At 42.2% G+C, this 14,326-nt stretch carries 18 protein-coding genes; 17 read left to right on the plus strand and 1 reads right to left on the minus strand.

Annotation, left to right across the window (positions count from 1 at the left end; genetic code table 11):
• Positions 1–3: 3 nt before the first annotated feature.
• Positions 4–645, minus strand: coding sequence for an antirestriction protein ArdA (locus AB0763_RS06720; protein WP_306099978.1), 642 nt, complete (start codon positions 643–645; stop codon positions 4–6).
• A 172-nt stretch (positions 646–817) separates the two neighbouring features.
• Between AB0763_RS06720 and AB0763_RS06725 the strand changes: the two genes are divergently transcribed.
• From AB0763_RS06725 to AB0763_RS06805, 17 genes are all read left to right on the plus strand, one after another.
• Positions 818–1,009 (plus strand): hypothetical protein, encoded by a 192-nt coding sequence (locus tag AB0763_RS06725; protein WP_306099979.1) that lies wholly within the window; start codon positions 818–820, stop codon positions 1,007–1,009.
• 282 nt (positions 1,010–1,291) lie between these two features.
• The gene (locus tag AB0763_RS06730; protein ID WP_140367664.1) at positions 1,292–1,702 is read left to right on the plus strand and encodes a hypothetical protein; all 411 of its coding nucleotides are present in this window, start codon (positions 1,292–1,294) and stop codon (positions 1,700–1,702) included.
• Positions 1,695–2,201 carry a phage terminase small subunit P27 family gene (locus AB0763_RS06735; protein ID WP_306099980.1) on the plus strand — a complete coding sequence of 169 codons (507 nt, stop codon included), beginning with the start codon at positions 1,695–1,697 and terminating at the stop codon, positions 2,199–2,201. The genes AB0763_RS06730 and AB0763_RS06735 overlap by 8 nt, the downstream gene beginning before the upstream one ends.
• Positions 2,202–2,238: 37 nt before the next feature.
• Positions 2,239–2,778 carry a hypothetical protein gene (locus tag AB0763_RS06740; RefSeq protein ID WP_306099981.1) on the plus strand — a complete coding sequence of 180 codons (540 nt, stop codon included), beginning with the start codon at positions 2,239–2,241 and terminating at the stop codon, positions 2,776–2,778.
• A gap of 9 nt (positions 2,779–2,787) precedes the next feature.
• Entirely contained in the window at positions 2,788–2,982 is a 195-nt protein-coding gene (locus AB0763_RS06745; protein WP_306099982.1) for a hypothetical protein, read from the plus strand.
• A 123-nt stretch (positions 2,983–3,105) separates the two neighbouring features.
• Positions 3,106–4,866 (plus strand): terminase large subunit, encoded by a 1,761-nt coding sequence (locus AB0763_RS06750; protein ID WP_306099983.1) that lies wholly within the window; start codon positions 3,106–3,108, stop codon positions 4,864–4,866.
• Positions 4,867–4,875: 9 nt separating this feature from the next.
• The gene (locus AB0763_RS06755; protein WP_306099984.1) at positions 4,876–6,198 is read left to right on the plus strand and encodes a phage portal protein; all 1,323 of its coding nucleotides are present in this window, start codon (positions 4,876–4,878) and stop codon (positions 6,196–6,198) included.
• Positions 6,161–7,006, plus strand: a complete 846-nt coding sequence (locus tag AB0763_RS06760; RefSeq protein ID WP_306099985.1) for an HK97 family phage prohead protease — start codon at positions 6,161–6,163, stop codon at positions 7,004–7,006. Before AB0763_RS06755 ends, AB0763_RS06760 begins: the two co-directional genes overlap by 38 nt.
• A 94-nt stretch (positions 7,007–7,100) precedes the next feature.
• A complete protein-coding gene (locus tag AB0763_RS06765; protein ID WP_306099986.1) occupies positions 7,101–8,291 on the plus strand; it encodes a phage major capsid protein in 1,191 nt (396 codons plus the stop codon).
• Between the two features lie 16 nt (positions 8,292–8,307).
• Positions 8,308–8,862 (plus strand): head-tail connector protein, encoded by a 555-nt coding sequence (locus AB0763_RS06770; RefSeq protein WP_306099987.1) that lies wholly within the window; start codon positions 8,308–8,310, stop codon positions 8,860–8,862.
• Positions 8,863–8,874: 12 nt separating this feature from the next.
• Entirely contained in the window at positions 8,875–9,219 is a 345-nt protein-coding gene (locus tag AB0763_RS06775) for a head-tail adaptor protein (RefSeq protein ID WP_306099988.1), read from the plus strand.
• Positions 9,212–9,817, plus strand: a complete 606-nt coding sequence (locus AB0763_RS06780; protein WP_306099989.1) for a hypothetical protein — start codon at positions 9,212–9,214, stop codon at positions 9,815–9,817. Before AB0763_RS06775 ends, AB0763_RS06780 begins: the two co-directional genes overlap by 8 nt.
• A 9-nt stretch (positions 9,818–9,826) precedes the next feature.
• Positions 9,827–10,195, plus strand: coding sequence for a hypothetical protein (locus AB0763_RS06785; RefSeq protein ID WP_306099990.1), 369 nt, complete (start codon positions 9,827–9,829; stop codon positions 10,193–10,195).
• A gap of 10 nt (positions 10,196–10,205) precedes the next feature.
• Complete coding sequence (locus AB0763_RS06790; RefSeq protein WP_306099991.1) at positions 10,206–10,661, plus strand: hypothetical protein; 456 nt, start codon at positions 10,206–10,208, stop codon at positions 10,659–10,661.
• A gap of 71 nt (positions 10,662–10,732) precedes the next feature.
• Positions 10,733–11,068, plus strand: a complete 336-nt coding sequence (locus tag AB0763_RS06795; RefSeq protein ID WP_306099992.1) for a hypothetical protein — start codon at positions 10,733–10,735, stop codon at positions 11,066–11,068.
• A 347-nt stretch (positions 11,069–11,415) separates the two neighbouring features.
• The gene (locus tag AB0763_RS06800; protein ID WP_306099993.1) at positions 11,416–13,725 is read left to right on the plus strand and encodes a phage tail tape measure protein; all 2,310 of its coding nucleotides are present in this window, start codon (positions 11,416–11,418) and stop codon (positions 13,723–13,725) included.
• Between the two features lie 11 nt (positions 13,726–13,736).
• Positions 13,737–14,315, plus strand: a complete 579-nt coding sequence (locus tag AB0763_RS06805) for a hypothetical protein (RefSeq protein ID WP_306099994.1) — start codon at positions 13,737–13,739, stop codon at positions 14,313–14,315.
• The last annotated feature ends 11 nt before the right edge of the window (positions 14,316–14,326 follow it).

Raw genomic sequence — 14,326 nt, forward strand, 5'->3', positions numbered from 1 at the left:
TTCTTAGTTATGGAAAGCGTAGTAAATGCGCTCCATGTTCTCGATTCGTCCAGAATCAACAAATGTAAAATCAAAGGCTAGATCACGGCCAAACTTTTCAAAGTCGAAATAGTTCCTTAGTGTTTCTGGGAGCTCTTCAAGTAATCCTGTTTGCTCTGCGTAGTGTTCAGCAAATGAAGTTGCTTCGTCTCTGTTCATGTAGGTACTTAAAGAGACTCCGAACTCACCAAAATAGCGATCCTCAAGCTCTGATAGCTCAATCCCGTTCTCAAGAGCAGCAACGGCAAGCTCTTTGTTTAGATCAGCTTCTAGCGCTTCTTTGAGGCCGTCCCAGTTCATGTATCCCCAGCCGTGTGCGTATGATGTAAAGCAACCCACAAGGCCGCCTTCATCGTCAACCACACAGGTATCACGGCCTAGAATGATGTCAGCTTCTTTCTCTGCTTCTTCTTCTGAGAAGCCTGCGGTTTGAAGCGCCTCAGAGATCCACTTTTCAAGGCTGTTGTCGTAGTCCTCAACGATTTCTTGAGCGTCTAGCCAAAAATCCCAACCCTCAGCAACACCATAGAAACGAATGCAGATTGTCTTCTCGTTCATTGCTTCAGATGCTGTCTCTAGTGCTTTGATGATTTGGTTAGTGTTCATTTGTTGTTTCCTTTTTGTGTGTGTGTTTTATCAAAAAGCTCATGAGGTTGATGGCCTCAGAAGCTCGTTCGTTTTGATGGGCATGAGATTAATTTGTCTCAATGATCCTGTCAACAGGTATGAGACGATTTTTTCTCATTTTTTTTGAAATTATTTTTTGGAGGGCGTTTTTATGGTGCTGAATGTCGAACTTTTAGACGGTGCAACAGTAGAGCATGACGGTGTTTTCTACCTGTTACGCTACGAAGATGGGCGCGTCACTATTACAGAACTTTTCACTGGGCTGCGCTGTGCTAATAGCGAGATAGAGAAGGAAGTGATGAGAACAATCGTTTCTCAAGTCAGTAAGACGGTTAATGATTAACCTCCCTTACCAATAGAGAGGGCAAACAGCGCTACCTCTCTGCATCCCTTAGAGATTTCTATTAAAAATCACACAGATACACGCACCGAGCCCGCTGGGTGGGTGCTCCCTCAACTGAAAATCAATCAAAAGCCTTTTTAATCAACCACTTAGACCAAGGGGGGAGGGTGGGAGCTCCTTTGTGCTCTCCACGATTGCGGCTCGGAGTGATTTTTACACAAAACGTCGTTTACTTTTCGTCAAATTTTCAATCAACCAAATCAAGCATTTAGGAGATAGCTAATGTTTTTATTACATCGAAAACCTTACTACGTTTGGTTAGGTCGCCGTATTGGGTTGACCAAGCTACAGACAGCAAGTGTTTTCAGACTACAGCGTAGTTTCGTTGAGCATTATTGGGGATCTACTCCACCTAAAAGTGCTCGTGATGTCTTGATTGAAGAGTTTGTGTTTGGGTGTATTGAGGCTGTTTTAGAAGGGGAAGTCATTGAGGATATATACCACAAGGTGCAGTCAGGCTTTTACCGTCAACGTACCGTAAAGGATATTGAGGGAGACCTAGATAGAAAGCTAATGATGATTTCTGATGAAGCAGAAGCACGACTTCAAGGACTAAGCATGAAGTGTTTGCAGAAACTTACCGATGCCCGTCAAAGACTCTCTAAGCAAAAAAAGGAGGTAATAAATGGGTAGACCCTCAAAACCTATACATGAATTGAAAGCTAACGGGACGTATAGACCTTCCGTACATGGAAGTGAAGAAGACCGTCCACAACTACCTATTGAAGCTCCAGAAACCCCACGATTTCTAAATGAAGAAGCTTTGGTCTACTTCCAAGAGATCGTTGGTTATGGAATTGATATGGACATTATCACTAAAGCTGATGCTGTCATTGTTGGTCTTCTCTCGAACGAACTAGGAGAGTGGGCTGAACTGAACCAAGCGGTACGCGAAGAGGGCGTGATGGTTAAGCTCCCAACCGCTACAGGATTCATGCAGGACGTAGTGAACCCAAAACTCAAGATTCGAGATGACAAAACCAAGGTTATCTTAAAGATGCTTGGTGAGTTGGGTATGAGTCCTGCTGCACGTTCAAAAGTGCAAGTAAACGAAAAGAACAAACAAGAGAAAACGGCTCTAGGTGAGTTCCTAGCGGCAGTAAACAACAATAAAGGAGGGCAGTCCCATTAATTACTACACATTATTAGTGCTGTACATTGCAGCTTCGGTGCTATCTCAAGCTTTAACATCACAGCCTATCCACTTGTTTAATATTGCAAGTGTACCTATTTGGATGCCTTTATCTGCTTTGACACTTGTACCATTAGTGGATGTGCTGCGCTCGTTTACTCAGGCTCAATCGGAGGTAGAGAAACGTTCATTCAGGAAAGTTAGCTTTCAAATGTTAGGTGGCTCTTTTCTGGTAGCTGGTCTTTGTGTGGCCTTCTTAGGTCTGCCTTTACCTATCTTCGTGGGTGTTCTGTTAGCAGTAACACTTGGTGGCCTTGCTGATGTACTCGTGTTTAAACGCATGGGTGAGTTCTTTACGTCTCCCGTTAAGCGTATGGCAGTGAGTAACGCTGCTGCTACTTTGCTAGGTTCGGGGATTGTGTTCTTAGTGGCTTTCACAGACCTAGTCTTCCCAAACAACGAACTAGCTAAACCCTATCTACACGCTGTCACTGGGTGGTTAACTCAATCGACATTCATTTGGGCTTCAAGCCTTGTGATTGCGTCAACACTTAACAAATTTAAACGTAAACAATAAAGGCTCGTTATGACTCTTCAAGAACTGGTACTAGAACAATTCCCTTCACTAGAAATGGACGGTATCCGTCATTTGCCTCTATGTGACATTTTCACGATCACTTACAAGGGGCATTTGGTAGGTTACTTCAATCCAAGGCACAACGAATTACGCCTAGACCGCAATGAAATCAACAAGCTAACAGGAGGTAACAACAGTGTGTAAATGCTCTGCTCTTTGTTCTTGTGAGTGCCTGTGCGGTGCTTGGGATGACGTACCATGTTCTTGTTGGGATTTTGAAGACCTCTATGCGGATGAGAGTGATGATTTAGAAGAATAAGGAGGTCTATGAATCCAACTAAAGCTCAAATTGAGCGTGTCCGTAAAGAGTTGGTAAACCATAACCTCACTGATAATGATCAAACCTACGAACAAGTCCACAAATATGCTGATGATATTCTTTCGGGAAAAATCAAAGCATGTAAGCAGGTGAAAAAAGCCGCTGAACGTCATTTCAAAGATATGTATCGGTCACTCTATGACCCTTCCTATCCATATCGTTTTGACCCCTTAAAGGCTCAACGAGTCATTGACTTCTACAAGTTCATTAAACACACGAAAGGTAAACTTGCACGTACTGTCATGAAGCTCATGCCTTGGCAGCAATTTTGTGTAGGTTCGATCATTGGGTGGGTTTACAAAGATACAGGCTTTAGACGTTTCAAACAGGCTAACATTTGGGTAGCCCGTAAGAATGGTAAGTCAACTCTCGCTTCAGGACTCGCATTGTATTTCCTCATTGGTGACGGTGAGACAGGTGCGGAAATCTACTCAATCGCTGTTAAGAAAGACCAGGCTAAGATCGTCTTTGATGATGCTGTCAGGATGCTCTCAATGTCTGAACTGAAGGAAGTCCTTACAGTAAAGCGTGATTCTATCGCGTTCGAGGCTGAGTTTGCGAAGTTCGTACCTCTAGCTTCTGACTCTAACTCGCTTGATGGCCTTAACACGCATTGCTTCATTGCAGACGAACTTCATTCATGGAAAGACCGTAACCTTTGGGGCGTAATGGAGACCTCAACGGGTGCTCGTGAGCAGCCTATGGCGTTCTCTATTAGTACGGCAGGCTGGATCTTAGACGGCATCGGTAAGGAACTGTTTGATGATGGTGTAACCATCCTTGAGAACTACGGTCTAGAAGAGAACGTCTTCAGCATGAACTACACGTTAGATGACGGTGATAAGTTCAATGATCGTAATTGCTGGATAAAAGCAAACCCTTGTCTTGGTGTTTCCGTTAAGGAAGAAGATATTGAGCGTCTATGTCGTAAGGCTGAACGCATGTCTTCCGAACGAGCAAACTTCCTAACCAAGCGTTTGAACGTATGGGTAAACAACGCTGAAGCATGGCTAAACCTCGATAAGCTCTACCAATGTGCAGATGAGAGCGCACGTTTAGAGGACTTTGAAGGTCGTGATTGCATTATCGGTGTGGACTTTGCTGATTACCTTGACTTGACCTCCGTTTGTTATCTATTCGTCAACAATGACGGTACGTTTAACGTCTTCTATGAGAATTTCTTACCTCATTCCGCAATGGATAAGGTATCTGAGCAAATGAGACAGCGTTACTTACGTCTCGATGATGAAGGTTATCTGAATATCCTCAACGTTGAATCAATGGACTATACAACGCTTGCAAGTGTTCTAACTGAAGCGTCCAAAAGGTTCAACGTCCAGACAATCGCCTATGACCCTTACCATATGACCGCTATTGCTACTCAGTTAGAAAAGCAGCGTCTTCCTATGGTTTCTATCACTCAATCTAAAGCCAACCTCTCGGAAGCATCCAAGCTCCTAGAGCGTTATATCTATGACGGTTCTTTCATTTATAACGGTGATAAAACCTTTGAATGGGCTGCGTCTTGTGCGGTGGTTAAAACAGATGACCGTTCGAATATTCAGGTGTTCCGTGAAAATCACAACACACAAAAGATAGACCCTGTGATTGCTACGATCATTGCTCTCTCAATGGCTGAGATTCAAGAGAAACCTAAGAAGTCTCCGTACTCAGGTAGAAGCGGAAGAGGTCTAATTGTACTTGGCTAAGGAGGTTTAATGGGTTTATTCAGCAAGCTCTTTAAGGGTTCGCCTAAACCAGAAAGTAAGTCCGTTAATCCCTATATTGATGCGCAGTTAAGAACTGATGGTTCGCGTCATGCAGGAGTTAACGTTACTTATACAAGTGCCATGAGACAAGCTGATGTTTATACGTGTGTCCGTATTCTCAGTGAATCAATTGGCATGATCCCAATGAAGCTTTACAAGCAAAAAAATGGAGTGTTTGAAGAAATTTCACATAACACTCGTGATTACAGAATATTTTGTCAAAACCCTAATGGGTATATGACTTCTCAGGAGCTAAACGAGCATTTAGTTACTGCTTTGATGCTTAGAGGCCATGCTTTTCTGGAGGTCGTTCGTAACTCTCTGAATGGCGTTAGTGAGCTTTTACCGATGCGTTATCTCGATCAAGTTAACCTCAGTATGACTAATGAGGGTATTCCTGTTGCTAGGTGGGTTGATCATAAAGGTAACGGAAAGGTCTCAAACGCTCCGTTTAATGAAGGAGGGTTGCTAGACGTTAAGCTTCAGTCTTTAAATGGCTTCCAAGGTATCTCTCCAATTTCTCTTATGGCTGAACAAATCGGTACGGCTATAGCAGCACAACGCCACGAGGCGAAAATCTTTGAGAATGGTACGCGCCTAAGCGGTGTTCTTTCTACTGAAGACTCTTTAGATGATGAGGCTATTGAGCGTCTTCAAGCGAGTTGGAACGGTGCTTATGGTGGTACGGACAACGCAGGTAAGGTGGCCGTGTTAGAACATGGTCTGACTTATACAAACATCACCATGACTAACCAAGATGCTCAGCTTTTAGAAATGCTTGAATTCAGTCGTGAACAGATTGCTGCTGCGTTCCGTGTTCCTGTCCATATGCTCAATGACACTTCAGCACAGACTATGAATAACGTTGAGCAGAATAACCTTCAGTTCTTGAAGAACACCTTAGTGCCGATCATCACCAAGCTAGAAAATGCTTATAACAAGATCTTACCTTCGAACACGGTCGTTCGTTTCGACACTCGGCAGTTCGTAAGGGGTGATATTCGGACTCAAGCTGAAGTAGCGGAGATCTTAATCAAGAACCGCATCATTAGTCATGAAGAGTCTCGTGAAATGTTTGACTTAGCTCCTGCAAATGAGAAGGAACTGTTCGTTATCCAGTCGAACAACTACGTGTGGGGCACTAGAGAAGACTCACAGCAGTTAACCGAAAGGTTAATGAACCCTCCTAAAGAACAACCAAAACAACAAGAAGAAACAGAAGGAGTTAATACCAGTGCTGAAGAAGAGCAAGGTAAAGACTCTTCAGTTTGATGTTGATGAATTAAGTAACGAAGGTGTTATTTCTGGTGTTTTGAATTACTTCGGTAATAAAGACCATGCAGGTGACATTACTCTCAAAGGTGCGTTTAAGCACAGTATCAAGACGATTGAAGAGAGTGGTCGTAGCCTTGTAATGCTATGGCAACATGATCCAGAAAAACCTATTGGCATTTGGAAAAATCTTCGTGAAACCTCACGAGGCCTTGAGGGCGAAGGTCATATCAACCTTGAGACTGAACTAGGTCGTGAAGCTTATGCTTTAGCCAAGCAGGGCGCACTTTCGGGTATTAGCATCGGATATTGGGTAATTGATGAAGAATACGACTCGAAGACAAAAACAAACTATCTAAAAGAACTAGAACTTCGTGAAACTTCTCTAGTTACCTTCCCTTGTAATGAATTAGCACGAATTGAAGAGGTGAAGAAGATGAAATTAGACGAGAAGGGTTTACCTAGTGACGAAGAACTAAAGTCGTTCCTAGTTAGCTGCGGTACAAGTGAAGAATTAGCTATGGCAATCGTAGCTAAGTACATGCCTGATTATGTCTCTCCTGAAGAAGAAGCCCAGCGTAAAGCTGCGGCTAAAGAAGAAGTAAAAACTACTCTAGAAAGCTTGTGTGAAAAACACGGCTTGTCCCTTAAAGAAGCTCTAGACGCGATTGAAGGTGTTGATGAGGTTCGTGACTCAGACGTTATTGCTAAAGAAGAACAAGAAGAAGAGCAAGAACAGAAAGAAGGCGAACCAGAAGAAGATACTGAACAAAAGAGCGATTCACTAGAAGATTTCTTTACTAAATAAACCTCCCTTCCCATAGGAAGGAAATCCTCACTTGGTGCTCTTTCAGGAGAGCGCTAAGGGATTCTTATAACTATAACAAGAGGACAGAATTTATATGAAATTTGATATTAAATCTATCGAGGAAATCACCAACACAGCTGAAATGAAGCAGGTAATGACTGAGCTTGCTCATGCTTTGGCGGACGTTGAAACGAAAGCTCGTGCTGCTAAACCTACTGAGCAATTAGAAGCTGAGAAGAAGGCAGAACGACGTGAGGCCGTCCGTAAATTCTTAAACTCTGCTCCTGCGAAAGCAAGCCTAGATACTTACGTTAAGCAGCTTGATCTGACCTCTGCGGCAAACACCATTGAAGAGGAAATGTCTAAAGAGATCATCAAGCTCGCAGTTGAAAATGATGTTTTCCTATCTGAAATTGGTTCTCAAACTGTATCAAGCACAGACTTCCGTCAGCTTGTATTGAATAGCCGTCCTGATGTTCAACAAACAGGTGAGCAAGATGGTGTTACAACTCCAGTCTCAGTAACTAACACCCAAACCTATGTAGAGGTGTCTGCGTTGTTCGCTAAGATCTACGCAATGCCAGTAATGACTCACGAGATCCTACGAGATTCTCACATTGACGTAGAAGGTGAGTTGATGAGCTTGATTGCTGAAGAGTGGACTTTCAAGTTAATTGACATGCTCTTGAATGGTGACGGTCAGAAGGCTAACGGCATTCAGAATCTTCGCGGCCTCCTGAACTTCCGTGTAGACCGTGCAAACTCCTTCGCTGAGTCTCTAAAAGCAGACGGTGATCGTAGTCCTGATTACTATCAAGTAATTAAGACAGGTGTTGAGGGTGGTTTCGGTGCAACAACTGAAGCAATCGAGGACTACTTCATTGACCTACAAGCGTCCTTACCTCAGAAGTATCAATCAGCTGCTAAATGGTACATGAGCTTGAAGACTTTTAGTGAGTTGAAGAAGCTCCGTACTGAGCAAGGCTTCCCGATTATCGAGTTCGGTAAGTTCTCTGTATCAGGTGCAGCTTGGGGCGAAGGGTACATTCTTCTAGGTCGTCCTATTGTGATCGTTGATCAGTTACCTGTGTCTGGCGCTAATGCTACGCCAGTAATTTATGGTGATCTGAAGGCCGCATTCAAGCTAGTTCCTCTGGCTGGTTCTGAGCACTTCCTGATTGACGACATCACTACTAAAGGTGCTCGTACAATTTACCTAGATCAGCGCTTTGGTGAGATTGTAGGTAACTCAGACGCTATTCGTATTGCGCTACAAGCTGTTTAATTAAAAGGAGGCGGTTATGGATTACATAGTTCTTAACCGCTCTTATGAGGATGTTGTTACTTATGAAGAAGCAGCGGCTCATTTACGCATTTGGGACGAAGAAGAAAAAGCATATGTTGAGTCCCTTATTGCAGCTGCAATTGGTTCTGCTGAGGCTTACATGAAGCGCTTTATTGGAGTTACGGAAGTAGCTTTCAGCATTCCAGTCTTTAACGCAGTTTTACCTTTCCCTGATTTACTCTCGCTAAATAATATTATGTATGTAGATCCAGACACGGGTGCTGAAATCACTCTTGATGGCTCTACAGATTATAAGCTTGATCGCTACAAGAAAAAGGTAACGTTCACTCAAGGTGTGATTCCTTCGCGTGTTCAGCGTTTGGATGTAAATGCTTCTTTTGGATGGGGAGGGGCAAATGTTCCTCCCAATGTAAAACATGCAGTTTTAATGTTAGTAGCAACTCTTTATGAGATGCGAGAAGACGCAACAGTGGGTCAGGGTGTCACTGTGACTAAAGTACCAATCACTCATAAGTACCTTCTAAACCCTTATCGTTTCTATTCGATATAAAGCGAGGTGTTTATGCGAAGAGGAGCTTTTAAGCATCGTTTAAGTCTCTATGCGCCAGCCTCCTATATTTTTGGAAGTGAGGTTGAGAGTTGGACTCTCATTGGTAAAGCCTTTGCCTCAATCAGTGTCTTGGAGGCAACTGAAGGAGAAAGCGGTGTACGTAGACAAGCTGTTGAGTTGCTGGAGTTTACGATTCCTTATTCTCGAACTCTATCCGAAAACCCTACAGATATTGTCATTGTTTATAGAGACGTTGAGTATGAAGTGCTTGGTATCCGTAACATTGATTACAGAAACAAGGAGCTAAAAATACAAGCTAAACGATATGAAGGCTCTAAGAGAGTCCTTGATGTCTAAAGGTCTTTTAGCTGTATCACTCTCGTTCAATGGTCAAGACAGCCTTTCTGCAATTGAGTCTGAAATGGTTAGTCTTTTTGGTGAGGTTGGAGCCGCTTATAAAAAGAAAACCAACCATTCAATTAAAGTTATTAAAGACGCTCTCAAAGAAGCTAATCAAGTTATCTACAAGGAGTGCCTAGTTAAAGCTCCTGTTATTAGGCCAGCAATTTTAGCTAGAGAATCTAAAGCAACTAGAGACATCCACATAGGTGATCCTCGGTACATGGTTGAACGTTCTTCTCATGGTAAAAAATGGTTGAAGGACGGTATCGTTGCCAGACGGATCGTTACCTTCAAATCCCCAGTTTCATCTTACGCAGCTGCCCTAGAGTATGGTCGAGGGGAGTTCCTACAAGTCGTTCGAAAAGCTCCTTATGGAATCACAAAAGGAGAAACTGACTTTTGGTTAAGGAAGGTAGGAGCAATGGAAGCTCAGCCTTTCTTATTACCTTCTCAACGCAACAAAGCTGACAAGGCTATGGTTGTGTTTGCTTCCTCTCTAAGTTCTCGCTGGCTAAAGGTTCTCAAGAAGCTTGAGCGAAAAGGAAAAATTTAGGGGGTCTCATTGGAATTAGAGATTATCACTTTATTAAGTTCTGAGCTTGGTGGGATTGATGGTTTTATTTCGCAGAAACCTGAAGGCATTTCTCTACCTGCTTTTGTGGTTGAGTGCCGTCAAGGGCGCGGAGAATCTCTTTATGGAAACCAAGGTAAACCACTAGGTTATGACTATGAATTACAAGTAAACATTTTGGATTCAAGGTATGTAGCTATAAGAAATAAACGTGAGTTAGTTATCGAGTTGCTTGATGGTTTTACAGGTTTAATTGGCGATTTAGATGTTATTGATTGCCGCCTGTCAGACACTACTTTAGGTATGAATTTAGATAAAAGCTATGAGTGCGTCCTGTTCTTCACAATAAAAACAAAATAAGGAGAAACGCATGTCAGGCATTGGTCGTGGTACTCGCGGTATTGATACTAAACTTCTTTATAGCCTTGATTCGGGACAGAAAACTGCTTCTAGTTTTACTCTAGAGGTCGGTGACATTACAAGTATTGGTGAGCTGAGTGATTCAGCGAGTACCTCAGAAGTTTCTGTTTATGGTCAAGGCTATACAAACACATTTACCACTGTGAAAAATGTAGGTCAGCTTGAGTTGGAGTTTTTGGCTAACTCTGATGATTCTGGTCAGGTTGCATTAGAGTCACTTTATGAGAGTCAAGATACTGCATCTTTCGACATCCGTCTTATTCAAGGTGATCGTCAAACAGATTATATGTTCGATGGTCAGGTAAGTAAGTTTAGTGTTAACCCTTCAGCTGACGATATTGTTCGTTATTCAGTGTCTTTAGTTGTACACGGTAAAGTTACTAAAGAAAACAAATCAGAAGCTTAACTTTACAACTATTTTTGAACAATAAGGGCTACTTAATGTAGTCCTTTTTTATATGAATTTAAGGAGTTTTTATGGATAGAAAAGCACTGCTGAAAAAACTAACTAATAAGCCTGTTGAGTTCGAAGTTGAAGGCTATGGCCGTTACTTTGTGAAGGGTATGAATACTATGGACTATTTATTCTCTGCTTCACAGAGTGAATTAAGTGATGACGGCGAGGTAAACCAAGAAGGCTATTTTGCTGCGTTAGTTGTTCGGTGCGTGTTAGATGAGAACAAACAGCGTTTATTCAAGGATGAAGACCTAGAAACGCTAAAAGAGGCTGATATTGCGTTTGTTCTCCCGTTAGCTCTCAAAGTTCAAGAGCTCTCCAACCTTGGAAAAGAGGTGGATGTAAAAAAGAAATAAACGATCTAAAGAGAGATACCTTTGAGGTTTTCTGTTTAGAGTTAATGGTTTTCTGGGGACTGACCTATGAGCAGTTTCACGCCCAACCCTTCGCTTTGATTTATAGGTTGTTTCTCCTAAACCAAATAAAGCCTTTTCTTCCGAGTAATTCATGGGTTCAGTCTGGGACTATTGCAGCAGCCTCATACAATGCTTCTATGGGAAGGAAGGGCAAGACATTAGGGTACGATGATATTTACCCATTTATGAAAGAGGACTCCATTAACCCCAATGGATACGACGAGGAGTCTCAGAAACGTTTACATAAACAGCTAAACGCAATGTTTGGCTAATTTTCAGGAGGTGCTATGGCAGGAAGGAACGTTACTATCGGTAACGTTAATATAGCCATGAGTGCCAATGCAGCAAAGCTAATCCAGCAAACACAACAAGCAGAAAAAAACTTCAAAACATCCCTCAAAAATATGAAGAGCTACATTGCTTCTTTCAATAAAAAGATTGAATCAGCAGGTAGTTCGGTTAGTAGTCTGGTTAGTTCTGTTTCAAAACTTTCTGTTGTAGGTGGAGGTACGGCAGCTGCTTTAGGCACTCTTGGTTATAAACTATATGAAAACCAACGCGATCTTCAGCGTATGGCAACCACAGCAGGTTTGAGTGTTTCAGAATACTCGAAACTCAAATATGCAACGGGCAGCTTGGGTCTTGAAAGTGAATACTTGGCTGATGCTTTGAAAGATTTAAATGTTAGGGTCGTAGACGCTGCTTCAGGAGGAGGTTCGTTGGTGGACTTCTTTACTGCAATCGGAGAAAGCGCAGAAGATTGGTTAGAGCTAGATCCTGTTGAGAAGTTTTCAAGGTTTCAACAAGTCCTCTCAGGTCTTGATCCTAGTTCTGCTCGATTCTGGGCTGACGAAGTGAACGATAGTATGTATCGCCTATACACAACAATGGATAGAAGCGGTAAGACCTTACAGGAATACTACAGCACAGCTGAGAGTCTGGGCGCAGGTACTAGCGGCACTTTAATAAATAGAATTAATGATATGTACACTTCCTTTCATCAATTGAAAATCATTGTAGAGGAGGTGACTTACACAACATTAGCCTTGTTCAGTACATCCTTTAAAAATACATTTGATTCTCTAGTTGAGAGGTTTAAAGGCATTGTCAAAGAAGGAGAATCAACAGGTAGTGCCATCTTTGAGATTAGTAAAACTATTGCGGTTAACGTCCTAAAGATAATCCAAGATACTGCAATTAGAATCGAGAAGTTTATTTACAAAGTTCTGACTCTCTTAGGTAAGTTTAATAGTTCATTCCTTGATGGCCTCACGGATAACACAGTGCTTCAGCTCATTGAGGTCGAGGGACAAATCACAAAAATCCAAAAGAAGATTCAAGAGGGTGAAAAGGTATCTAAGGGCGCTGCTAAGTTTTTCATGGGCGTTGATCTAGATGAGTTAAAGTTAAAACTAGAGGAGTTAGAAAAGAAACAAGAAGCTTTAAAAGCTGAAACATCGACAGGTTTTATATCTAACCTAGTCGATGAGATTTCTAAAGTTGAATACACTCCTTCTAAAGCAAACCAGGGCTCAATCACCTCCACAAATCAAGAGACGAAAGCTAGAGTTGTCCTTAATGATGCGATCAAAGAGGGCTTGGATTACATTGATGAAATCCTCTTAGCAAACAAAGAAAACACCTCCGTTGCTTTACGAGAGCTTGCTGTTCAGAAGCAGAAAATCAAAGCAGCGAAAGAATATTACGAATCATTAAAACTCACCGATAAGAATCGCCAACAAATAACCCAACGACTATCTGATGCTGAAAAGGCATTAACTTACCTTGCTAAGTCAGAACAGGAATTGCGGGATAAAATCGCTCAGAAACGAAAGGAAGAAGAGGACGCTGAAGCAGAAGAGCGTCTTAAAAGAGAGCGTGAGTATTATAACGCACGTCTTCAAATCGCCAGTGATTTTTACAAGGATTCTTCTCAAATAGCCAAGTACAGCTTCCAGACCCAAAAGGCTGAGTATGATGAGATGCTAAAGCAAAACTACATTACGAGTGAAGAGCACAGTGCTCTCATGGAGGACTTAACAAGGCAGAGAGTGTTTGAAGAGATCTCTCTAGAAGCTCAGAAGTATTCTGAAGTGCTTAGTGGGATGAGCTTTTTCTTTAATCAGAGTAAGAGCATGGCTGTAGCAGCTTTCGCGCTAACTAAAGGTGTTGCTTTAAGCGAAACTTTAATATCTCAGTACCAAGCGGTAGCTAAAGTATGGGCTGGCGATGGCACTTGGTATGAAAAAGTTGCACGGTCAGTTCAAGCTGCTGCTGCTGTAGGTTCTGCTTTATCGGGGATTCAGAGCGTACAAGGCCAGTTCCACAATGGAGGTCAAATCCCAAGAGACGGTACTTACTACATGGAAGGTGGTGAGGTCGTTATCCCTAAAGATAAAGTTGGGGAGTACATAGAAGCTGTGAAAAATCAGAACGAATCCACAGGAGGAGGCGGAACAGTTATCAACTCAACTATTAATATGGGAGCGAACTTGGTTGATGAGTCAGTTATGGCTCAAGCACTTTCAAAACAGCAATCTACAATTGCCGCTTTAGTTCGTAAGGAGCAGAAAAAGCGTCCTTTAAGATCATCATAGGGAGGTTCTAAATGGGGAATAAATTCCCTTCTCAATTATTTATTTCTGATGTCTCTATTACCAATTACCACCGTGTTTACTCTACTGAATCAATTTCAGGTATTCAGTACCGAAGGGATTCAGGCATTCAATGGTACAAAGGAGAGATCACACTAAACGCTTATGGCTATGAGAATGTAAAGCGTCTGAACGGTTTTCTAGCTGGTTTAAAAGGTAAATTAAACTCTTTTGAGCTCCCTTTAGGGGGAGCTTATTCAAATCCAGACCTTCCCCAGAATCCCTATCTTCAAGGCACACATGGTGTTGGAAGCAATACTATTAGTGTTTATTACTCAGGGGTAACTATCCCTCAAGGATCTGTATTCACTGTACCCAATGAGACAAAGCTCTATACCGTCCTAGAAGATATTGTAGGGGATGGAGTCTATTCAATAACACCTTCATTACGGATCGAGCATGTGAATTTAGAAGAGATTAATTTCATTAGTCCAGTTATTACAGCCCTGCTTGATGAAAATGAAACAACAATAACGCATGAAGGTAACGGTAAACTTGCCTCTGCTTCGCTCTCGTGGACAGAGGCTCTATAGAAGGAGTATGA

Source organism: Vibrio sp. HB236076 (genome assembly GCF_040957575.1).
GTDB lineage: Bacteria > Pseudomonadota > Gammaproteobacteria > Enterobacterales > Vibrionaceae > Vibrio.